The organism is Gordonia sp. NPDC003425 (assembly GCF_053588635.1).
This window is the reverse complement of sequence record NZ_JBSFQI010000002.1, coordinates 451,536-473,016: the sequence shown is the minus strand read 5'-3', so window position 1 is coordinate 473,016 and position 21,481 is coordinate 451,536. Positions and strand designations below refer to the sequence as shown.

The 21,481-nt window shown below is 68.1% G+C and carries 17 protein-coding genes; 9 read left to right on the top strand and 8 right to left on the bottom strand.

Annotated elements, in window-relative coordinates:
• Window positions 1–23 precede the first annotated feature (23 nt).
• A complete protein-coding gene (locus ACWDTD_RS04725; RefSeq protein WP_449745890.1) occupies window positions 24–2,231 on the bottom strand; it encodes a RecQ family ATP-dependent DNA helicase in 2,208 nt (735 codons plus the stop codon).
• 231 nt (window positions 2,232–2,462) lie between these two features.
• Between ACWDTD_RS04725 and ACWDTD_RS04720 the strand changes: the two genes are divergently transcribed.
• From ACWDTD_RS04720 to purD, 4 genes are all read left to right on the top strand, one after another.
• Window positions 2,463–3,722, top strand: a complete 1,260-nt coding sequence (locus tag ACWDTD_RS04720) for a glycosyltransferase (RefSeq protein ID WP_449745889.1) — start codon at window positions 2,463–2,465, stop codon at window positions 3,720–3,722.
• A gap of 47 nt (window positions 3,723–3,769) precedes the next feature.
• Complete coding sequence (locus ACWDTD_RS04715; protein ID WP_449745888.1) at window positions 3,770–5,959, top strand: ArnT family glycosyltransferase; 2,190 nt, start codon at window positions 3,770–3,772, stop codon at window positions 5,957–5,959.
• Window positions 5,960–6,040: 81 nt separating this feature from the next.
• Window positions 6,041–7,258 (top strand): low temperature requirement protein A, encoded by a 1,218-nt coding sequence (locus tag ACWDTD_RS04710; RefSeq protein WP_449745942.1) that lies wholly within the window; start codon window positions 6,041–6,043, stop codon window positions 7,256–7,258.
• A 48-nt stretch (window positions 7,259–7,306) separates the two neighbouring features.
• Complete coding sequence (gene purD / locus ACWDTD_RS04705) at window positions 7,307–8,560, top strand: phosphoribosylamine--glycine ligase (RefSeq protein ID WP_449745887.1); 1,254 nt, start codon at window positions 7,307–7,309, stop codon at window positions 8,558–8,560.
• Window positions 8,561–8,629: 69 nt separating this feature from the next.
• Here the strand turns inward: purD and ACWDTD_RS04700 are convergent, their stop codons facing one another.
• The 4 genes from ACWDTD_RS04700 to ACWDTD_RS04685 all read right to left on the bottom strand — a co-directional run bounded on the left by ACWDTD_RS04700 (window position 8,630) and on the right by ACWDTD_RS04685 (window position 12,622).
• Window positions 8,630–9,580 carry an alpha/beta hydrolase gene (locus ACWDTD_RS04700; protein WP_449745886.1) on the bottom strand — a complete coding sequence of 317 codons (951 nt, stop codon included), beginning with the start codon at window positions 9,578–9,580 and terminating at the stop codon, window positions 8,630–8,632.
• 86 nt (window positions 9,581–9,666) lie between these two features.
• The gene (locus ACWDTD_RS04695) at window positions 9,667–10,077 is read right to left on the bottom strand and encodes a DUF302 domain-containing protein (protein ID WP_449745885.1); all 411 of its coding nucleotides are present in this window, start codon (window positions 10,075–10,077) and stop codon (window positions 9,667–9,669) included.
• Between the two features lie 22 nt (window positions 10,078–10,099).
• Complete coding sequence (locus tag ACWDTD_RS04690) at window positions 10,100–10,366, bottom strand: metal-sensitive transcriptional regulator (protein ID WP_449745884.1); 267 nt, start codon at window positions 10,364–10,366, stop codon at window positions 10,100–10,102.
• An 87-nt stretch (window positions 10,367–10,453) separates the two neighbouring features.
• On the bottom strand, window positions 10,454–12,622 hold the full coding sequence (locus ACWDTD_RS04685; protein ID WP_449745883.1) for an MMPL family transporter: 2,169 nt from the start codon (window positions 12,620–12,622) through the stop codon (window positions 10,454–10,456).
• Window positions 12,623–12,782: 160 nt separating this feature from the next.
• Between ACWDTD_RS04685 and ACWDTD_RS04680 the strand changes: the two genes are divergently transcribed.
• The 3 genes from ACWDTD_RS04680 to purB are packed head-to-tail and all read left to right on the top strand — an operon-like array spanning window position 12,783 to window position 15,293.
• Window positions 12,783–13,385: a TetR/AcrR family transcriptional regulator gene (locus ACWDTD_RS04680; RefSeq protein ID WP_449745882.1), complete on the top strand. Its 603-nt coding sequence runs from the start codon at window positions 12,783–12,785 to the stop codon at window positions 13,383–13,385.
• Window positions 13,386–13,399: 14 nt separating this feature from the next.
• Complete coding sequence (locus tag ACWDTD_RS04675; protein WP_449745881.1) at window positions 13,400–13,843, top strand: hypothetical protein; 444 nt, start codon at window positions 13,400–13,402, stop codon at window positions 13,841–13,843.
• Window positions 13,844–13,865: 22 nt separating this feature from the next.
• A complete protein-coding gene (gene purB, locus ACWDTD_RS04670) occupies window positions 13,866–15,293 on the top strand; it encodes an adenylosuccinate lyase (RefSeq protein ID WP_449745880.1) in 1,428 nt (475 codons plus the stop codon).
• A gap of 40 nt (window positions 15,294–15,333) precedes the next feature.
• On the opposite strand, the gene ACWDTD_RS04665 is transcribed toward purB, so the two are convergent.
• Window positions 15,334–15,621: a SelT/SelW/SelH family protein gene (locus ACWDTD_RS04665; RefSeq protein WP_449745879.1), complete on the bottom strand. Its 288-nt coding sequence runs from the start codon at window positions 15,619–15,621 to the stop codon at window positions 15,334–15,336.
• A 35-nt stretch (window positions 15,622–15,656) separates the two neighbouring features.
• Here ACWDTD_RS04665 and ACWDTD_RS04660 point away from each other — a divergent pair, with 35 nt between their 5' ends.
• The gene (locus ACWDTD_RS04660) at window positions 15,657–16,541 is read left to right on the top strand and encodes a phosphoribosylaminoimidazolesuccinocarboxamide synthase (RefSeq protein ID WP_449745878.1); all 885 of its coding nucleotides are present in this window, start codon (window positions 15,657–15,659) and stop codon (window positions 16,539–16,541) included.
• 31 nt (window positions 16,542–16,572) lie between these two features.
• Window positions 16,573–18,726 carry a S9 family peptidase gene (locus ACWDTD_RS04655; RefSeq protein WP_449745877.1) on the top strand — a complete coding sequence of 718 codons (2,154 nt, stop codon included), beginning with the start codon at window positions 16,573–16,575 and terminating at the stop codon, window positions 18,724–18,726.
• A 617-nt stretch (window positions 18,727–19,343) separates the two neighbouring features.
• Here the strand turns inward: ACWDTD_RS04655 and ACWDTD_RS04650 are convergent.
• Both ACWDTD_RS04650 and ACWDTD_RS04645 read right to left on the bottom strand, forming a co-directional pair.
• A complete protein-coding gene (locus ACWDTD_RS04650) occupies window positions 19,344–20,945 on the bottom strand; it encodes a DHA2 family efflux MFS transporter permease subunit (protein WP_449745876.1) in 1,602 nt (533 codons plus the stop codon).
• Entirely contained in the window at window positions 20,942–21,448 is a 507-nt protein-coding gene (locus tag ACWDTD_RS04645) for a MarR family winged helix-turn-helix transcriptional regulator (RefSeq protein ID WP_449745875.1), read from the bottom strand. Before ACWDTD_RS04645 ends, ACWDTD_RS04650 begins: the two co-directional genes overlap by 4 nt.
• Between the last annotated feature and the right edge of the window lie 33 nt (window positions 21,449–21,481).

The following is a 21,481-nucleotide window of genomic DNA, read 5'->3' as shown; positions in this document are numbered from 1 at the left end:
GAGCGTGCCCGGATTCGCTCGGTTCACACGGTGCGATGGATCAGCAGCGGCAACACCGCTGACGCACCCGCCTCACGCAACGCCGCCGCGGCCAGGGTGATCGGCCAGCCGCTCCGCGTCTCGTCGACCACCAGCAACACCGCCTGACCCGACACCTCCGGAGGCGGATCACCGAGATGATCACGCCAGTAGTCGGCCTCCACGGCCCCCGGCGCATCACGACCGGGCGGGTCGCCCTGACGAACGGGCAGCGCGCCGCCAGGGCGACGTCCGACGACCCGCAGGTGTTCGGCGAGGTCGTCGGCCAGTCCGGTTCCGGTCAGGCGCAACGAGAGGATCATGTCGGGCCGAACCCCGGATGAGCGAACCCACGCCGACAACGTCGCCACCGCGGCGTCGCCGAGATCGGCGAGCGCCTGCGCGTCGTGGTCGCGGGCAGCGGCCAGCAGATCCGACCACTCCGGCGCATCGGCGTGGGCCAGTACCCGGCCTTCGGCGGCCGCGACATCCGCCGGAATGCGACCGCGACGGCCGAAGTCACCACCCGGCCACATCTTGCGGGGTTCCAGGGTCTGCGCCGATCGACGCAGCGAACCCGTGATCGTCCGGACCGTTGCCGGGTCGACCGCGGCGTTCAGCGGAGGGGTGAGAGCGCCGCGACAGACCGAACACCGGCCGCACGGCTCCGACTGTGCATCGTCGAGGGATTCGGTGAGCAACTGCATCAGGCAGCGGCGGCCGGCGATGTAGGACCGCATGATGTCGGCTTCCCGACGACGCACAGCCAGCACGCCGTCGTAGTGGTCGGCGTCGTATACCCACGGCGTCCCCGTCGCCGACCATCCGTCCGGCCCGCGCTCGGTGGCGCCGTCGACCGCGAGTTGTTTGAGCATCAGCTCGATGCGTCCCCGACGCATTCCCGTCCCGGCCTCCAACGCGGGTACCGACATCGGTGCATCCGCAGCACCGAGTGCATCGAGCAGAGTCCGCATCCGCTCGGGCTCGGGGATGGTCGCGGTGGCGAAGTACTCCCACACCGAGTTGTCACCGGCCGCGGCGAGCAACACCACCACCGCATCGTCGAGCGCGCGCCCGGCGCGACCGACCTGCTGGTAATACGACACCGGCGACGGCGGCGACCCGACGTGGACAACAAATCCGAGGTCGGGTTTGTCGTAGCCCATCCCCAGCGCCGACGTCGCGACCAGTGCCTTGACCTCGTTGCGCAGAAGTGCGTCCTCGAGTTGATGTCGGCGGTCGGCGTCGAGTTGGCCGGTGTAGGCGGCGACCGGGACGGCGTTGCCGTGCACCGTGCGAATCGCATCGACGAGACGGTCGGCATCAGCGACGGTCAGCACGTAGACGATGCCCGAGCCGGGCAGTTCCGGCAGGTATTGCGCCACCCAGGCGTATCGATCGATCGGCGAGAGTCCATCGATCACATTGAGATGCAACGACTTGCGGGCGAGTGGTCCGCGCAGCACCAGCGTGTGCGAGCCGAGTTGGGTGGCCACGTCGTCGGTCACCCGGCTGTTCGCGGTGGCCGTGGTCGCCAACACCGGGGTGCCGGGATTCAGCGACCGCAATACGTCGGCGACACGGCGATAGTCGGGCCGGAAATCATGACCCCAGTCGGAGATGGCGTGCGCCTCGTCGATCACCAGCAACCCCAGATTGCCGGCCAGCGCGTCGAGCACCCGGCGGCCGAAACCCGGATTGGCCAGCCGTTCCGGCGAGACCAACAGCACGTCGACGTTGCCGGCTCGCAAATCGGATTCGATGGAATTCCACTCGTCGACGTTGGACGAGTTCAACGTCGCCGCCCGCAGCCCGGCACGTCCGGCGGCGGCCACCTGATCACGCATCAGCGACAGCAGAGGTGAGACGATCAGCGTCGGTCCCCGGCCATGCGCCCGCAGGATCGCCGTCGCGGTCCAGTACACGGCCGACTTGCCCCACCCCGTCGCCTGCACCACGAGTACACGCGGCCCGCTCGCTCCGCTCCCGGCGCCGGGCACACGTGGCCCGCTCGCTTCGCTCCCGGCGCCGGGCACACGCGGCCCGCTCGCTTCGCTCCCGGCGCCGGCCACACGTGGCCCGCTCGCTCCGAGCAACCCGACCACCGCAGAGAGCTGGTCGTCGCGCAACCGGGCACCGTCACCGGCGAGGCTGCTGATCACCCCCTCGGCGACTGCGCGGTCGGCATCGGAGAGGGTGGGGGCGCTGGTCATGTCCGCAAATCTAGCGACCCCCGCCGACAGCGCCTGATCCTGCAGCTTCCCGCGTCTCCATTTCCTTCCCGCGTCGGTAATTTGCGACGCGGGAAGCAAACAGGTGCGCGGGAGCGAGGAGACACCCGGATGTGGGCACGCTCGACGGGGATCTGGGCACGCTCGACGCTCACAGCCAACTGGCAGGTTCGGCGCAGAGTGGATGAAGTTTGCGCACCGATTCTTGATGACATGACCACAGACGCCCTCCCGCAGGCCGCGGCCGCAGTGACGACCGTCGCCGACACCTCGGTGGCCGTGCCCGTCCTCGACATCGTCGTGCCCGTCTACAACGAAGAGGCCGACATCACCCGCTGCCTGCAGCGACTGCACGCCCACCTCACCGCCGACGTACCGTTCACCGCGCGGATCACCGTCGCCGACAACGCGAGCACCGACAACACCGTCGCGATCGCCGCCGAACTCGCGGGCGAACTCGGCGGCATCCGCGTGATGCACCTCGACGAGAAGGGCCGCGGCCGGGCGCTCAAAGCGGTCTGGACACGCAGCGACGCGCAGATCGTCGCCTACTGCGACGTCGACCTCTCCACCGACCTCAACGCGTTGCTGCCGCTGATCGCGCCACTGGAGTCCGGCCACTCCGACATCGCCATCGGCACCCGGCTGGCGCGGTCGTCCCGGGTGGTGCGCGGCCCCAAGCGTGAGTTCATCTCGCGCAGCTACAACCTCATCCTGCGCACCACGATGCGGGCGAGGTTCTCCGACGCCCAGTGCGGCTTCAAGGCCATGCGCGCCGACATCGCCCGGCAGGTGCTGCCCTACGTGAGCGACACCGGCTGGTTCTTCGACACCGAGTTGCTCGTGATCGGCGAACGGATCGGACTGCGCATCGCCGAGGTGCCCGTCGACTGGACCGACGACCCCGGCAGCACCGTCGACATCGTGTCCACCGCGCTGGCCGACCTGAAGGGGTGCGCACGGGTGGGCTACGCGCTGGCCACCGGCCGCCTCCCGATCGCGCAACTGCGGGCCACCGTCGGACGCGAGCGTGCCCCCGGCCCCGCCATCGCGGGAGTCCCCCACGGAATGGTCGGCCAACTGGCCCGCTTCTGCGTGGTCGGGGTGGCCTCGACCGTCGCCTACGCGGTGCTCTACCTGCTGCTGCACTCGGTTCTCGGCGCCCAGGTCTCGAACTTCGTCGCCCTGGCGATCACCGCGATTCTCAACACCGCGGCCAACCGCCGCTTCAGCTTCGGGGTCCAGGGCCGCGAGGACGCACTCAAACACCAGTTCTTCGGCCTCGGGGTGTTCCTCTTCGGGTGGGCCGTGACCGCCGGTTCGCTGGTCGCGTTGCATTCCTTCGCGCCCGACGCGTCCAAGCACGTCGAACTCGCAGTGCTGGTGATCGCCAACCTGGTGGCCACCGCCACCCGCTTCGTCGGGCTGCGCTGGGTGTTTCGCGCTCATCTGAAGGCCCGCACCGCCGGGTGACCCCGGGCCCCCACACGCCTACGCTCCCAACGACGAGAATCGAGACGATGACAACGACCGCAGATTCGACGACGGCCCCGGATCACCGGGGCCGCGCCGCTGTCGACACACCGAGCACCTCCACCCGCGCACGGCTGTGGGAATCGCTGTCCCTGGCCGCGCTGCTCATCGGGACGACGGTCATCTACCTCTGGAACCTGTCGAGCAACGGGTTCGCCAACTCCTTCTACTCCGCCGCGATCCAGGCCGGTTCGCAGTCGTGGAAGGCATGGTTCTTCGGGTCCAGCGACATGGCCAACTCCATCACCGTCGACAAACCGCCCGCGTCCCTGTGGATTCCGGCGATCTCGGTGCGCATCTTCGGCCTCAATTCGTGGGCGATCCTGGTGCCCAACGCGCTCATGGGTGTGGCATCGGTGGCGCTGCTGTACTGGATCACCCGCAAGTACCTCGGGCACTGGGCGGGGATTCTCGCCGGCGCGACGCTGGCGATCACGCCGGTCGCGGCGCTGATGTTCCGGTTCAACAATCCCGAGGCGCTGCTGATCCTGCTGATGATCGCCGCGGTGTGGGCGTGTCTGAAGGCGGTCGAGGACGGCCGGTTGCGCTGGATGATCCTCACCGGTGTCTTCGTCGGATTCGGATTCCTCACCAAGCAACTGCAGGTGATGCTGATCGTCCCCGCGCTCGCGCTCACCTACTTCGCCTTCGGTCCCGGCACCTGGCTCCGGCGACTCGGTGGCTGCTTCGCCGCGCTGGGCGCGATGATCGTCAGCGCCGGCTGGTGGCTGCTCACGGTGGAGTTGTGGCCGGCGTCGTCGCGACCGTGGATCGGCGGCTCGCAACACAATTCGGTGCTCGAACTCACGTTGGGCTACAACGGGTTCGGACGCCTCAACGGCAACGAAACCGGCAGTGTGGGACCGGGCATGAACCGCGGCTACGGCGCGGCATTCGGTCCCGGCGGTGCGGCCGGCGACTTCGCCGGACCGCCCGGAGCCGGCGGCCGCGGACCGGGCGGCGGCATGTGGGGTCAGCCGGGCTGGCTGCGCATGTTCCAGCCCGAGCAGGGTGGGCAGATCGCATGGCTCATCCCGTCGGCCCTGGTGCTCGGCGTGGCGGCGTTCATCGTCATCGGCCGCGCCAAGCGCACCGACACCCGACGCGCCTACCTGTCGGTGTGGGGACTGTGGCTGCTGGTCACCATGGGTGTGTTCAGCTTCATGGCGGGCATCTTCCACAGCTACTACACCGCGGCCCTGGCGCCGGCGGTGGCCGCGGTGCTGGCCGGTGGGGCAGCGGTGGCGTGGCGTGCCCGCACCACGATCTGGGTGCGGTGCGTGCTGGCCGCCGCGGTGTGGATCGCCGCGATCTGGGGATTCGTGCTGCTGAACCGCTCACCCGATTTCGTTCCGTGGCTGCGGTACGTGGTAATCGTCGTCGGCATCATCGGGGGTGCGGTGATGCTGGTGGCCCACCGCGCCTACCTGGGTGCGCTGGCCATCGCGATGTCGCTGCTGGCCGCGCTGGCCGGACCGTTCGCCTACACCGTCGACACCATCACCACACCCAAGCAGGGGTCGATCATCAGCGCGGGCCCCGCTGTCGCGGGTGGATTCGGGCCGGGTGGATTCGGACGCGGCGGCATGCGTATGGGTCGGTCGAACTGGGGCCAGGGTCCTGGAACCATGCCTCCCGGCGGCACGGCTCCCGGCGGCCCGGGACAGGCACCCGGCGGCCCGGGACAGGCTCCCGGCGGCACAGCACCCGGCGGCCCGGGACAGGCTCCTGGTAGCCCGACCGGCACCGGTGCCGACGGCGGCATGGGCACGTACGGCATGGGCGGACCCGGCATGGGCGGACCCGGCGGCGGCCTGCTCATGGGATCGCGCCCCAGCGCGGAGATGATCACGCTGCTGCGCACCGACGCCGACCGGTTCACCTGGGTGGCCGCCGCCGTCGGCTCCAATACCGCATCGGGATACCAGCTCTACTCCGGCTACTCGGTGATGCCGATCGGCGGCTTCAACGGCACCGATCCGTCGCCTACCCTCGAGCAGTTCCAAAAGCTGGTGGAGCAGAAGAAGATTCACTACTTCATCGCCGGCGGTGGTTTCGGGGGCCGAGGTTCGGACACCAGCAGGCCGTCGGGACAGATCACCGAGTGGGTGGAACAGAACTTCACCGCCAAGACGGTCGACGGCGCCACCGTGTACGACCTCACCGACCCGAAGTAGGCCGCAGCGCGACGTGACGGGGCAGGCTGCCCCGATTAGGGTCACACCGTGGCACTCACCATCGGACACCGGCTGACCAGGATGATCGGCCGCGACCCCCACGAGCAGCGACGGGCCGCGACCAACCTGGAACTGTTCTACGACCTCGTGTTCGTGGTGATCTTCTCGGTCGCCGGCACCCAACTCGCGCACTACCTCGCCGAGGGACACTTCCGCACGGCGATCCTCGGCTACGTGCTGTGCACGTTCGCCGCGATCTGGGCGTGGATCAACTTCACCTGGTTCGCGTCCGCGTTCGACACCGACGACTGGTTCTTCCGCGGCGTGGTGCTGGTGCAGATGATCGGCGTCGCGATCCTCGCGCTCGGCGTGTCCCCGGTCTTCACCTCGATCGACCACAACGAGCACGTCGACATCCGCGTCGTGGTCACCGGTTACGTGGTGATGCGCGTCGGTCTCCTGACCCAGTGGCTGCGAGCCGCGTACCAGAGTCCCGAGTGCCGCAAGACGTGCCTCACGTACGCGGCCGCGATCATCGTGGCGCAGGTGATGTGGGTGATCACCGCCATCGTCGACCTGGCCTTGTGGCCCACGTTCATCGCCATTGCCATCTGCGCGTTTGTCGAGCTCCTCGGTCCTGTGATCGCCGAGACCAGGGTGCGGCCCACGCCCTGGCACCCCCACCACATCGCCGAACGCTATTCGCTGCTGACCATCGTCACCCTCGGCGAGGGAGTGGTGGGCACCGTCGCCGTGCTGCAGGCGGTGGTCGACCACGACGGCTGGACGCTCGAGGCCGGGGTGTTCGGCGTTTCCGCGATGGTCGTCACCTTTGCCATGTGGTGGATCTACTTCACCGTGCCCGTGGGCGACGCCCTGCATGCGCACCGCAACAAGTGCTTTCCGTGGGGGTACGGCCACACCATCGTGTTCATGTCGGCCGCGGCCACCGGTGGTGGACTCGAGGTGGCGGCCCTGTGGACCGAACACGAGGCGACCATCGGCGCCGGGGCCGTGGTGGCCTGCGTGGCCGTCCCGCTGGGCATCTACCTACTCGCCATGCTCGTGATGTACGACTACCTGCTGCCGTTCGATCCCCTCACCATCGTCACCGGGATCGGCGTCCTCGCGTTCCTGACAGCCGGGATCGCGCTCGCCTCGGCCGGTGTCTCGCCGGCCGTCGCCGTGGTGGTGGTGGCGGTGGCGCCGCTGTTCGTCGTGGTCGTCGACGAGTTGGTGGGCGTGCACCGGCGCGCGCGGGCCCTGTCGGGCATCGGGGTGGACATCCGCGTCGGGTGATGGCCACGCGCTCGGTGTCGGCCGCCTGTGGTGGTTAGAGTCATGGGCGTGCGCGTACTAGTCATCGGTTCGGGCGGCCGCGAGCACGCCCTGCTCATCGCATTGTCCCGCGACCCATCGGTCACCGATCTGCACGTGGCGCCGGGCAATGCCGGTACCGCGTCGGTCGCGACCAACCACCGGGTCGACGCGACGTCGGCGGATTCGGTGGTCTCCTTGGCGCGGGAAATCGCCGCCGACCTGGTCGTGATCGGACCCGAGGTGCCGCTGGTGCTCGGTGTCGCAGATGCGTTGCGCGACGCCGGATTCGCCACCTTCGGTCCCAGCGCGCAGGCTGCGCGGATCGAAGGGTCCAAGGCTTTCGCCAAGGATGTGATGGCTGCTGCCGGGGTGCGCACCGCGCACAGCGAGATCGTCGACAACCCGGCGCGGCTCGACGCCGCACTCGACCGTTTCGGCCCCACGTGGGTGGTCAAGGACGACGGACTCGCCGCCGGCAAGGGGGTGGTCGTGACCGCCGACCGCGCCGCGGCCCGCAATCACGCCGCCGAATGCCTCGAGATGGGCCACCCGGTGCTGCTGGAGAGTTTCCTCGACGGCCCCGAGGTGTCGTTGTTCTGCCTGGTGGACGGCGACACAGTGGTGCCGCTCATCCCGGCGCAGGACCACAAACGTGTCGGTGACGGCGACACCGGACCCAACACCGGCGGCATGGGCGCCTACACCCCGTTGCCGTGGCTGCCCGACGAGGTGACCCGGCAGATCGTCGACGACGTCGTGACGCCGGTGGCCGCCGAACTCGTGCGCCGCGGCACACCATTCTCCGGACTGCTCTACGCCGGGCTGGCCATCGGCGCCGACGGCCCCGCCGTGGTCGAGTTCAACTGCCGCTTCGGCGACCCGGAAACCCAAGCGGTGCTCGCGCTGCTGAAATCCCCACTGGGACAAGCACTCAACGCCACCGCGACGGGCACCCTGGCCGGCCTGCCGCCGCTGGAATGGGTCGACGGTTCGGCCGTGGTGGTGGTGGTGGCCGCGGAGAACTATCCCGGCACACCGCGCACCGGCGACGTCATCACCGGCGCCGACGGCGAGGGTGTGCTGCACGCGGGCACCTCGCTCGACGCCGACGGGGCGGTGGTGTCCTCGGGCGGTCGGGTCCTCGGCGTGGTGGGAGTGGGCGCCGACCTCGCCGAAGCCCGGGCGCAGGCCTACGAGCGGATCGCCGGCATCAAGCTCCCCGGTTCGCACTACCGCACCGACATCGGCAAGGCCGCGCTCGAGGGGCGCATCCACATCTGACCGGCCCGGCTGTGATGACCGGGCGAGCCGGCTCGCGGGATGACCTGGCGAGCCGGCTCGCGGGATGACCTAGCGGGCCAGTTCGCGGCCGAGGAACCCCACCTGATCGGGCAGCACCGAGCGCCAGTACCGGTTGGTGTGCCCGCCGGCGGCGGTGCCGAACGCGGCAGGCGGATGCAATCCGGCCGCCCATTGCCGCGTGTAGGTGAAGAACTGATCGCTCGATCCGATGCTGATCAGCAGCGGGATCTTCGCGAAGGCGGGCTGCTGGCCGAACAGCGAATTCTGCTGGTAGTCCTCGAAACTGTCGAACGCGCGCGGCGGATAGTTGCGCGGGTCGGCCCATAGTGCGGGCGAACTGACCGTGACGGCGGCCACCCGCGGCGAGCCGAGTAGCGCGGCGAGGCGCAACGCCCCGTAGCCGCCCATCGACCAGCCGAACAGCCCGATGCGTTCGGTGGACAGATCGAGCTGGGTGTTGCCCGCCAGCATCGGCAGGAACTCGTCGAGGACCATCGCCGCGCCGTCGGTGCCGTCGACGCGGGGGTGCCAGTAGTTGCGGGCACCGTCGACGGCGGCGATCGCAAACGGCGGGTTGCCCGCGTCGACGTAGGACTGCAGCACGTTCTGGATGGCGAGCTTGTCGGTGAAGATCGCTCTCTCGTCGGTGTTGAGTGCGTGCAGCACCACCACCACGGGGAGCCGACCACTCACATTGTCCGGTCTGGCCACCGCCCACCGGGTGAGCCGACCACCCATCTTGGCCGACACGAAACTTCCGGTCACCAGCGCCGGACCACGCGCGATGGGGGCGGGTGAGGTTTCCGAGGGGAGTTCGTCGTCGGCGCCGCGCGGTTCGGCCCGGCGCTTGTCGACGGTCATCGCGTCCGAGCGGGAACATCCGGCCAGCGCGCCGAGGGCGGCGACGCCGGCGCCGGAGATCAGCAGCGAACGACGATTCACCCGGCCCACATCGGGGCCGGGTGAATGATGCTGGGGGATGGGGCGGTCGGTGCTCATCGCCTCAACAGGTTACTGGGTACGCCCGCCGATCACCCACGACGTGTACGTCACACGCCGCAGACGCGTCGCGGATGGTCGGGGACTCAGGCAGGAACCCCGGCGTCGAGCGTGGCGATCGCGGCCTTGAGCTTGGTGGTGGCGTCGGCGGCCACCTCGGGAAGCCCGGGGGAGTCGGTGACCCGCACCATGATGTCAGGGTTCATCGCCTCGACGATCACCGTTCCCGGTGCATCGACGTCCTCGCGGACCACCACGTTGCACGGCAGGAGCAACCCGATCTGACGGTTGGTGCCGAGTGCACGATGTGCCAGCGCCGGATTGCAGGCGCCGAGGATCAGATAGCGCTCCACGTCCTCGTCGAGCTTCTTCTTGAGCGTCGCTGTGACGTCGATCTCGGTGAGTACGCCGAATCCCTGTTCGGCGAGGGCGGCCTTGGTACGTTCCACCGCCTCGTCGAAGTCGATGTGCAGCGTGGTGCTGTAGCCGAGTTGCATTGCTGTCCTCTCGTTGCGCCGGTCAGGCGAGTGCGAGGAACAGTTTCTCGAGTTGTTCCTCGTTCATGGGCTCACGGGTGGCCTCGTCGCCGGTCATGCATTCGCGCAGGCCGGTGGCGACGATCTTGAAGCCGGCACGATCGAGCGCACGGGACACCGCGGCGAGCTGTGTCACCACGTCCTTGCACTCGCGTCCCTGCTCGATCATCGAGATCACTCCGGCCAGCTGGCCGTGCGCACGGCGCAGCCGGTTGAGCACAACGGTGATGGATTCTTCGTCGCCGACCATGACTACTTCTCTCTGTTCTTCCGACGCGGGGTTGAGTACCCGCTCTTACACTGTATCCCCCACCGGGTATTCCGACGACCACCGAACTCAGTGGCTGAAGGAGATTGACGGCAGGATTCGGTCGAGCCAGCGCGGGGTCCACCACGCGCCGCGGCCGGTGATCCGAAGCAGCACCGGGAGCAGTACGAGCCGGATGAGCATGGCGTCGAGCAGCACCGCCACACCGAGGATGATGCCCATCTCCTTCGGCGGCAGCGGCTGTGCCAGGGCGAAGGTGAAGAACACCGCGACCATCACCGCCGCGGCCGCGAAGATGATGCGCCCGCTGTAGGCGATGCCGTTGATCTGTGCGGTCATCGGGTCGTCGGAGTGCTCGTAATGCTCCTTGGCGGTGGCCAGCAGGAACACCGTGTAGTCCATCGCGATGGCGAAGATCATGGCGAAGAAGAACACCGGCCCCCATCCGTCGAGGAAGCCCTGCGGGGTGAAGCCGAGCAGTCCGGCGCCGTGACCGTCCTGGAAGATCAGCTTCGCCACACCGAAGGCGGCCGCCGTCGACAACAGGCTGACCAGCGTGCCGAGCAACGCGATGAGCGGTGCCCGCAGTGCCACGAGCAGCAGCAGGAAGCCGAGGGACAGGATCACCGCGACGATGATCGGGAACCAGTGATCCAGTGCGGCCTGCAGGTCGATGTTCTCGGCGGGAGCGCCGCCGACCAACGCCTGTTCGGGTAGGCGCTCACGCAGCGTGTCCAGGATCTGGTTCATCTGCGAGTCGGACGGGTCGACCGACGGAATCGCCTGCAGCATCACATAACCGGAACCGTCGGTGGCGGACTGCGGGGGCGTCACCATGGCGATGCCCGGGGTGCCGGCTGCGGCTGCGGCGGTGGCCGCGGCATCGGCCTGCGGAACCACGATCTGCAGTGCCCCGGGTGCGCCGGCGCCCATCTGCGTGGCCACCACCTCGTAGCCCTGACGCACGGGGGCGTCGTTGGGCACCACGTTGATCGACGGCATCGCCACCTTGAGCCCGAGCACCGGAAGTGCCAGCAGGATCAGGATCGCCACCGAGACCACGGCGAACGGCCAGGGATGCCGATGCAGCAGGTGCCCCCACTTCTCGAACAGCGGCGAGTGATGCTGCTGGGACTTCGCCCACGGCAGCGATCCGGCATTCACCTTGGGTCCGAGTGCGGCGAGCACCGCGGGCAGCAACGTCATGGTGGCCAACAGCACGAACACCACCGCCAGCATGATGCCCACCGCCATCGTCCGCACCGCCGGTGCGGGCACCAGCAACACCGCCGAGAGACTCACCAGCACAGTCAATCCCGACAGCAATACCGCCTTACCCGCGGTCTCCATCGTCTCGACCACGGCGTGGCGGGGATTGTCGTGCAGGATCATCGCCGCGCGGAAACGCGACACCATGAACAGTGCGTAGTCGATGCCGAGGGCCAGCGCGAACATCATCGCGAAGTTCATCGCCCACACCGAGATCGGGGTGACCGCGTTGAGCAGCACCAGACCGCCGGCCGAGGCGACGAGGCCCGCGATCGTCAGCAGCAGCGGAAGACCCGCGGCGACAAGCGAACCGAACGCGATCACCATGATGGCCAGCGTCACCGGCCAGGAGAACATCTCCGCCTTGAGCATGGCGTCGTGGTTGGCCTTGTTGAAGTCGCTCCACAGCGCCGACGATCCGGTCGGGTAGACGTGGATTCCGTTGCCCGACAACGCAGTCAGTGCTTCTTTGTGATCGTCGACGGCCCTGACCATCTCGTCGGTGTTCGCGTTTGCCCCGATGATGACGATGCCGGTGCGGCCGTCACGGCTGATCGTCATGCCGGGCTGCGGCGGGATCACGTCGGCGAACCGCGAATCGGCACGGGCGATGTCGGTGACCTCGGCGATCACCTGCTGGGCCTGCGGGTCCGTGATCGGTCCGTTGTCGGAGTGGATCACCACCTGCACCGCCGCCGACGAGTTTCCGCCGAAGTGCTGCTGCGCGAGTTCGCGCACGGCCACCGACTCCGACCCGTTGGCCTGCCAACCGGCGCCGGCGAGGGAGTTGAACACCGACGGCGCGGCCGCGCCCAGTCCGATGATCAGCAGGGCCCACGCGGCGAACACCCAGCGGCGGTGTGCGGCCACCCACCCGCCGGTGCGTCCGAGTGGGCCGACGCGACGGTCGGGGTCCGGCGGGGTGGGTGCGGCGTCAGGGGTGTCCTGCTCCGTGGGGATGGCGGTCACGTCAACTCCTCATACGGGGTGGGGTGTCGGGATTGATCGCCAACATACCCCAGGGGGTATCTGATGACAAGCTGGTGTCACTCTGCGTCGACGGGTTGAGGGATGAGCGGATCCGCGAAACGCAACCCGAGCGCCGACGTCAGTTGGCAGCATGTGAACCATGACGGCGGCCACGACACCGAAAGGTGAGCGCAGGCGGTCTCGACTCATCGAGGCTGCCGGTGCGTTGCTGCTCGAGGGCGGGTTCGACGCCGTTCGCCACCGCGCAGTCGCCGACCGTGCGTCGCTGCCGCTGGCGTCCACCACCTACTATTTCGGGTCTTTGGAGGACCTGATGGCGGAGGCGGCAGGCCATGTGTCGCGCAACAACGAGCGCGCGATCGCCGAGCGCGGCGCGGCGGTCACCCGCCGCCGCCGCGGCCATCACGCGACCGCCGACACCCTGTCCGGGGTCTTCGTCGGCGCCGACACGACCCTTCAGGAACTCGCCGCCCGGTACGAAATGATCGCCATCGCGGCGCGTTACCCGCGGTTGCACGACGTGGTGATGGCCCGGCACGAGGTGCTGACCGCGGTGCACGCGGAGGTCCTGGAGAAGTCCGGGCGCGAGGCGCGGCCCGCGCGGATCGGCGACCTCATCGCGGTGGAGGACGGGGCCGTGGTGGGATCGCTGGGCCGTGGGGCGACGCCGGTGCGGGCGGCGCGCGACGCGCTGTCGGAGGTGGTCGACGTGCTGGCCCCACGCATGGGCGTCGGCGTCTAGGCGGGGGACACGTGGTGGCAGGGCGTTACACCGGGTTCGGGTTCGGGTTCGGGTTCGGGGTCGGGAGACGGGCGGCGATGGCCGCGCTGGCGCTCGGAGTTGGGGTCGCGATGGCGGTGGGGGCACCGGCCGCGGGTCCGGCCACCGCCGCGCCGACCGGTCGGGTGGATCCCGGGGTGCCGTTCTCGTCGGTCGTCTACGGGACCGGATGCACCTACTGGCTCACCCAGCTCGTCAATTCCCGTGGCACCGTGACGTTTTGGGAGGCCCGGCAGGGGTATGCCCCCCACCTGATCGCGCGCACGCAACCGCAGTGGGGGCAGGCAACCGTCCGGTGGATTCCGCAACGTCAGGGGAACCGGTTGCTCTACACCGAGCAGAACGGGGTGCGTTCGGCGGTGACCGTCGCCCGCGTCCACCAGGGGTACGGGTCCGGCGGCACCTGCTTCGCGCTCTGAGTGGCGCCCTTAGACTGTTGGGGTGTCCAAACCCGCCATCTCCAATGTCCTGGCCAGTCGCTACGCGTCCGCGGACCTCGCCGGGATCTGGTCGGCGACCAACAAGATCGCGCTGGAACGACGCTTGTGGCTCGCGGTCCTCAAAGCGCAGCGCGACCTCGGGATCGACGTGCCCGACGGTGCCATCGCCGACTACGAGGCGGTGATCGACCGGATCGACCTCGCGTCGATCGCCGAGCGTGAACGCATCACCCGCCACGACGTGAAGGCTCGGATCGAGGAGTTCAACGCGCTCGCCGGTCACGAGCAGATCCACAAGGGCATGACCAGCCGCGATCTCACCGAGAACGTCGAACAACTCCAGATCCTGGAGTCGCTGCGCCACGTGTACGCGCACGGCATCGCCGTGCTGGCCCGGCTCACCGAGCGCGCCGCGCAGTATTCGTCGCTGGTGATGGCCGGCCGCAGCCACAACGTCGCCGCGCAGGCCACCACGCTGGGCAAGCGCTTCGCGTCGGCGGCCGACGAACTTATGGTCGCGCTGACCCGGGTGTCCGAACTCATCGAGCGCTATCCGCTGCGGGGCATCAAGGGGCCGATGGGCACCAGCCAGGACATGCTCGACCTGCTCGGCGGCGACGCCACCAAACTCGCCGACCTCGAGGCGCGCGTGGCGGATCATCTCGGATTCGCCCGCTCGCTGACCTCGGTCGGTCAGATCTATCCGCGCTCGCTCGACCATGACGTGGTGTCGTCGCTGGTGCAGCTCGGCGCCGCACCGTCGTCGCTGGCCCACACGATCCGGCTGATGGCCGGTCACGAGCTGGTCACCGAGGGTTTCCAGCCCGGGCAGGTGGGCTCCTCGGCGATGCCGCACAAGATGAACACGCGCAGCTGCGAACGGGTCAACGGGCTTCAGGTGGTGCTGCGCGGCTACGGGTCGATGGCCGCCGAGCTCGCCGGCGCCCAGTGGAACGAGGGCGACGTGTTCTGCTCGGTGGTGCGGCGGGTGGCGCTGCCCGACGCGTTCTTTGCCATCGACGGGATGCTGGAGACCTTCCTGACCGTGCTCGCCGAGTTCGGCGCCTACCCGGCGGTGGTCGCGAATGAGCTCGACCGCTACCTGCCGTTCCTGGCCACCACCAAGGTGCTGATGGCGTCGGTGCGCGCCGGGGTGGGCCGCGAGACGGCGCATGAGGCCATCAAGGAGCACGCCGTGGCGGTGGCGCTCGCGATGCGCGAGGAGGGTCGCGAACCCGACCTGCTCGACCGCCTCGCCGCCGACGACCGCATTCCGCTCGACCGTGCCGGGCTCGACGCGCTGCTCGACGACAAGGAAGCCTTCGTCGGGGCGGCCGGCGCTCAGGTGGCCGACGTCATCGCCGCCGCGGAGAAGCTGATCGCCGAGAATCCCGACGCCGCGGCCTACGCACCGGCGCCCATCCTCTGACCGGTGCGCCCGGGTTGCTGACCGGTGTGTCCACGCCGTGTCACGCGTCGCGGTTGCGGTCGGCGTGGCCGAGTTGCCAGTCGGGCAGCCCGGCGTCGCGGACCCGGCGTTTGAGTTCGGCGGCGTCGGGGAACCCACCGTCGGTCTTTCGCTCCCACACCTGCACATCGTCGACGTCGATGGTGAAGACGCCGCCGGTGCCGGGCACCAGCGTCACCGAACCGAGGTCGGTGCCGAAGGTGTTCAGCAACTCGGCGGCCATCCAGTTGGCGCGCAGCAGCCAGTTGCACTGGGTGCAGTAGGTGATGGTGATCCGCGGCCCGGGCATGCGGCTCAGCGTGTCATACCTCTAAGGTCGAAGCCATGCGGCCGGCACTGGAGTCATATCGGCATCTCGCCTCGGGCAAGGTGCGCGAGATCTACGAGATCGACGCCGACACCCTGCTGATGGTGGCCAGCGACCGCATCTCGGCGTACGACTTCGTGCTCTCACCCGCGATACCCGATAAGGGCGCCATCCTGACCGCGATGAGCTTCTTCTGGTTCGACGCATTGGGTGTGCCCAATCATCTGGCCGGCGGCCCCGACGACGAACGCATCCCCGACGTGCTCGTGGGACGGTCGATGGTGGTGCACCGACTCCCGATGCTGCCGGTCGAATGTGTGGCCCGCGGATACCTGACCGGTTCCGGGCTGATCGACTACCGGGCCACCGGGGCGGTGTGCGGGGTGGCGCTGCCGGACGGCCTCGACGAGGCCGACAAGCTGCCCGAACCCATCTTCACCCCGGCCACCAAGGCCGAACAGGGCGATCACGACGAGAACATCAGCTTCGGGAGGGCGGCGGAGATCGTCGGCACCGACGTCGCCGAGGCGTTGCGCACCGCCACCCTCGACATCTACGGGCGCGGTGCGCAGTTGGCCGCGGAGCGCGGAATCATCCTCGCCGACACCAAGTTCGAGTTCGGGCAGGCGCCCGACGGATCGCTCGTGCTGGCCGACGAGGTGCTCACCCCCGACTCGTCGCGTTATTGGGACGCTGGCACCTATGCGCCCGGACACGTGCAGCCCAGCTTCGACAAGCAGATCGTCCGGAACTGGCTAACCTCGCCCGAGTCGGGCTGGGACCGGGCGGGCGATGCGCCGCCGCCCACGTTGCCCGCCGATGTCGTCACCCGCACCCGCGCCCGGTACATCGAGGCCTACGAATGGATTTCGCAGAAATCCTTCGACGACTGGCCGCACTAGACAACCGGCCACACCAGAGGATTGGAGATCCGTGCCCGCTCCCGCCGCCAAGAAGGTTCCCTCCGAACGCGTCCACCACGGAGACACCTTTGTCGACGACTACGAATGGTTGCGCGACAAGGACGATCCGGAGGTCGTCGCGTTCCTCGAGGCGGAGAACGCCTACACCGAGGAGAACACCGCCGATCTCGCCGATCTGCGCGCCAGCATCTTCGGGGAGATCAAGGCCCGCACCAAGGAAACCGACATGTCGGTGCCGAGTCGCCGCGGCAATTACTGGTACTACGGGCGCACTCACGAGGGTAAGCAGTACGGGATCAACTGCCGCTGCCCCATCCGTGGCGAGGACGACTGGACGCCACCCGAGATCTCCGACGACGCAACACTTCCCGGCGAGCAGATCCTGCTCGACGCGAATGTCGAAGCCGAAGGTCACGACTTCTTCAGTCTCGGCGCGCTCTCCGTCAGCCACGACGGTCAGTGGCTGGCCTACAGCACCGATGTGGTGGGCGACGAGCGGTACACGCTGCGGTTCCGAAATCTCGACACCGGTGAACTCCTGCCGGAGACCATCGCCGACACCGCGGGCGGTGCGGTGTGGTCGCTCGACGCCGCGCACGTCTTCTACCAGACGGTCGATGCCGCGTGGCGCCCGGACACGGTGTGGCGCCATGACATCGGTGCGGGCACCGAGGATGTGAAGGTGTTCCACGAACCCGACGAACGGTACTGGGTGGGTATGGGCACCACCCGCAGTGACAAGTACCTGATGATCGCTGCCGGATCGAAGATCACCTCGGAATGCTATGTGCTCGCCGCCGACGACCCGACGGGCGAATTCCGCAGTGTCGCACCGCGCGTGGACGGCGTGGAGTACACCGTCGAGCATGCCGAGATCGGCGGGTCGGACTATTTCCTGATCGTGCACAACGACATCCGGGATGGCGAGAAGGCCGACGATTTCGCCATCGACATCGCGCCGGTCGACGATCCGGGGGCGCGCACCGAATTCATCGGGCATCGTCGCGGCGTGCGGATCGAGGACATCGATGCCTTCCGCGACTATCTCGTGCTCTCCTACCGGGCCGACGCGTTGCCGCGGGTGTCGATCGCCGACCTGCGCCGGATCGACGGTGTTCCGGTGGCCGAGGATTTCGTCGAGGTGGCGGTCGCGCAGGAACTGTTCTCCCTCGGGCTGGCCGGGAATCGTGAATGGGTCACGCCGCGACTGCGTTTCGGGTACGGCAGCTTCATCGAACCGGCCGAACTGTTCGAGCTCGATGTGCACACCGGCGAACGGGTGCTGCTCAAACGGCAACCGGTGCTCGGCGGCTACGACGTGGCCGACTACGTGCAGTCCCGGGAGTGGGCCACCGCGGCCGACGGCACCCGGATTCCGCTGTCGATCGTGCGACACACGGACGTCGCCGCACCGGGTGATCCGGGCCAGGCGCCCGCCCCGCTGCTCATCTACGGATACGGTTCGTACGAGGCAAGTTTCGACCCAGGGTTCTCGGTGTCGCGGTTGTCGCTGCTCGACCGCGGCGTGGTCTTCGTGCTCGCGCACATCCGCGGCGGCGGTGAGATGGGCCGGCACTGGTACGAGAACGGTAAGACGCTCACCAAGAAGAACACCTTTACCGACTTCGTCGACTCGGCACGGTATCTGGTGGATCGGGGCTGGACCACGCCCGGACAGATGGTGGCCGAGGGTGGTTCGGCCGGTGGGCTGCTCATGGGCGCGGTGGCCAACCTGGCACCGGAACTGTTCGGTGGCATCCTCGCATCGGTGCCGTTCGTCGACGCGCTCACCTCGATCCTCGATCCGTCTCTGCCGCTGACGGTGATCGAATGGGACGAATGGGGTGACCCGCTGCACGATCCGACGGTCTACGAGTACATGAAGTCGTACTCGCCCTACGAGAACGTCACCGCCCAGCCCTACCCGCCCATCCTCGCCGAAACGTCACTCAACGACACCCGGGTGATGTTCACCGAGGCCGCGAAATGGGTTGCCAAACTGCAGGATCTGAGCACGTCGGACAATCCGATCCTGCTCAAGACCGAGATGTCGGCGGGCCACGGCGGGGTCAGTGGTCGCTACAAGCAGTGGGAAGAGATCGCGTTCGAACTCGCCTGGATTCTGCGTCAGACGGGCGCGGTCACCCCGTCGCCCGCTGGTTGAGCTGCTATCGCTGGTTGAGCTTGTCGAAACCACCCACCCGGCTGGTTGAGCTGCCATCGCTGGTTGAGCTGCTCTCGCTGGTTGAGCTTGTCGAAACCACCCCACCCGCTGGTTGAGCCCGCTCGCTGGTTGAGCTGCTCTCGCTGGTTGAGCTTGTCGAAACCACCCACCCGCAAGTTGAGCCGTCGCCCGCTGGTCGAGCTGCTATCGCTGGTTGAGCTTGTCGAAACCACCCACCCCATCCGCTGGTCGAGCTGCCATCGCTGGTCGAGCCGTCGCCCGCTGGTTGAGCTTGTCGAAACCACCCGCAAGTTGAGCCGTCGCCCGCTGGTTGAGCTTGTCGAAACCACCCCACCCGCTGGTTGAGCCGTCGCCCGCTGGTTGAGCTTGTCGAAACCACCCCCGCCGGGCACGCTCGACGCGGATCTGGGCACGCTCGACCGGGATTTGGGCACGCTCGACGGGGATCCGGGCACGCTCGACCGGGATCTGGGCACGCTCGACGCGGATCTGGGCACGCTCGACTGGGATCTGGGCACGCTCGACTGGGATCTGGGCACGCTCGACGCGGATCTGGGCACGCTCGACGCGGATCCGGGCACGCTCGATGCGGACCGTCAGTGCATGATCGTCGGCGTCATCGCTGCGTCGACATCCTCCTCGACCAGCGGTGAGGCGATCTTCTTGCGCGGCAGGAACAACGCCGGGATGAACGTCAATCCCACCAGCACCACCGCGACGATGAACGTGGTGCCGAACGCATCGGCGGCCCAGGAGAACCACTGATCCGGAGGTGTGGCAGGCAGGTGCATCTGCGGTGGCACACCCGGTGCGTTCGACGCCGCGACCGCCTGCTGGTACTTCTCCGGTGCCGCATTCGACGTGATCGCGAGCAGCGATTCGGTGTGGGTCTTGAGGTTGGTCGCGAGGATCACCGAGATCACGGCGGTACCGATCGACGACGCGGTCTGCTGGACGACGTTCATCAGCGTGGACCCGTCGGGCACCTGCACGTTGGTGAGCGTCGCGAGGGCCGCCGACATGATCGGCATCATCGTCATGCCCATGCCGAGTCCCTGGACGAACAACGCACCGCAGAGCAGCCAGTATGAGGTGTCGGCGCCCAGGAACACGAAGGTGCCCATGCCCAGGAAGATCAGCACGATGCCACCGAGGACGAACTTGCCCGGGCCGATCTTGTCGGTCATCCGCCCGGCGATCGGCATGGTGAGCATCGCGCCGATGCCCTGCGGGGCCAGCAGCAGACCGGCCGAGAGAGTCGACTCGCCGCGCACACCGATGAAGTACTGGGGATACAGCAGTGACGCACCGAAGAAGGCGATCATGAACAGCGTCATCGTGATCACCGCGATACTCAGTGTGCGATTGGAGAACAGGCGCAGGTCCAGCAGCGGCTTGTCCGAGCGCAGCGCGTGCCAGATGAAGGCGGCGATCAGCACCGCACCGACGATGGTGGGGATGAGAACCTTCGCGGCGATGAACGTGCCCGCGTCGGTGCTCGACGACACGCCGTAGAGGAACAGCGCGAGACCCGGTGAGAGCAACAACAATCCGACGATGTCGATGCTGGGCCGGGACGTCTGCTGGTCACCGGAGAGGGCGAACCACGAGTAGACGAGCGCGACCAGTCCGATCGGCACGTTGATCAGGAACACCCAGTGCCAGCTGGCCTGCTCGATGAGCAGACCGCCGAGGATGGGTCCGGCGATCGGGCCGAGCAGCATGGGGATACCGAGCACCGCCATCACCGAGCCGATGCGTTCGGGTCCGGCGGCCTTGGTCAGGATCATCATGCCGATCGGCATCAGCAGGCCGCCGCCGAGTCCCTGCACCACGCGGAAGGCCACAAGTGATCCGATGTTCCAGGCCAGCGCGCACAGCGCCGACCCGATCACAAACAGGACCAGCGAGGTCATGTAGACCCGTTTGGTGCCGAATCGTGCTGCGGCCCAACTCGACAGCGGGATCACCGCGGCCAACGCCAGGGTGTAGCCGGTCATCGTCCAGGCCGCGCCCGCGGCGTTGGTGTTGAACTCGTTCTGGAAGGTGTTCTGCGCCACCGAGACCACGGTGACGTCGAGAATCGACATGATGGCGCCGAGCACCACCACGCCGGCGACCATCAGGACGTGACGGTCGAGTTTGGTGTCGGGTGGACCGGCGTGGACGTTTCCGCCGGCGTCGGTGGAGGAGGTCATGAGAGCGTCTTCTCTTTCGTGAGGGCGGTCTGGTGAGTGAGATCGAAATAGTCGACGTCGGCGTCGACGATCTGTCGGAGTGCAGACGTGAGATGGGCGCGAAATTCATCGGGCAGACCCGCGACGAACCGTCCGACGAGGTCGCGCTTCACGTCGAGTTGTGCGTCGACGGCCGCTTGTCCCTGCTCGGTCGGCGCCACCCGCTTGATCCGCCGGTCGGCGGGGTCCTCGCGACGATCCACCAGTCCCGTCTGGACCAGCCGGTCGACCACTCGACCGGCTGCGGCGACCGATAGGTCGACGGCGTCGGCGATCTCGTGCACGGGCATCGGCGTCGGCTCCACGCACACGACGAACAGCACGCGTAGCTGCGAGAACGTGAGCTCGGACGCGGCGAAGGTCTCCATGGCCCGGGCCGTGCCCAGGCAGCTCAACCGCTCCAGGAACGACGTCAGCGCTTCGCAGGCGGCGTCGGCCTGGGAGGTGTGGGGAGCGGAGGTCACCCCGAAATAGTAACGAGCACGCAACTATCGCAG

Excerpts from the sequence above, each read along its gene's own strand:
- ACWDTD_RS04725 (WP_449745890.1), bottom strand. The coding sequence starts at position 2,231 with ATGACCAGCGCCCCCACCCTCTCCGATGCCGACCGCGCAGTCGCCGAG.
- ACWDTD_RS04720 (WP_449745889.1), top strand. The coding sequence starts at position 2,463 with ATGACCACAGACGCCCTCCCGCAGGCCGCGGCCGCAGTGACGACCGTC.
- ACWDTD_RS04715 (WP_449745888.1), top strand. The coding sequence starts at position 3,770 with ATGACAACGACCGCAGATTCGACGACGGCCCCGGATCACCGGGGCCGC.
- ACWDTD_RS04710 (WP_449745942.1), top strand. The coding sequence starts at position 6,041 with ATGATCGGCCGCGACCCCCACGAGCAGCGACGGGCCGCGACCAACCTG.
- ACWDTD_RS04700 (WP_449745886.1), bottom strand. The coding sequence starts at position 9,580 with ATGAGCACCGACCGCCCCATCCCCCAGCATCATTCACCCGGCCCCGAT.
- ACWDTD_RS04695 (WP_449745885.1), bottom strand. The coding sequence starts at position 10,077 with ATGCAACTCGGCTACAGCACCACGCTGCACATCGACTTCGACGAGGCG.
- ACWDTD_RS04690 (WP_449745884.1), bottom strand. The coding sequence starts at position 10,366 with ATGGTCGGCGACGAAGAATCCATCACCGTTGTGCTCAACCGGCTGCGC.
- ACWDTD_RS04680 (WP_449745882.1), top strand. The coding sequence starts at position 12,783 with ATGACGGCGGCCACGACACCGAAAGGTGAGCGCAGGCGGTCTCGACTC.
- ACWDTD_RS04665 (WP_449745879.1), bottom strand. The coding sequence starts at position 15,621 with ATGCCCGGGCCGCGGATCACCATCACCTACTGCACCCAGTGCAACTGG.
- ACWDTD_RS04660 (WP_449745878.1), top strand. The coding sequence starts at position 15,657 with ATGCGGCCGGCACTGGAGTCATATCGGCATCTCGCCTCGGGCAAGGTG.
- ACWDTD_RS04650 (WP_449745876.1), bottom strand. The coding sequence starts at position 20,945 with ATGACCTCCTCCACCGACGCCGGCGGAAACGTCCACGCCGGTCCACCC.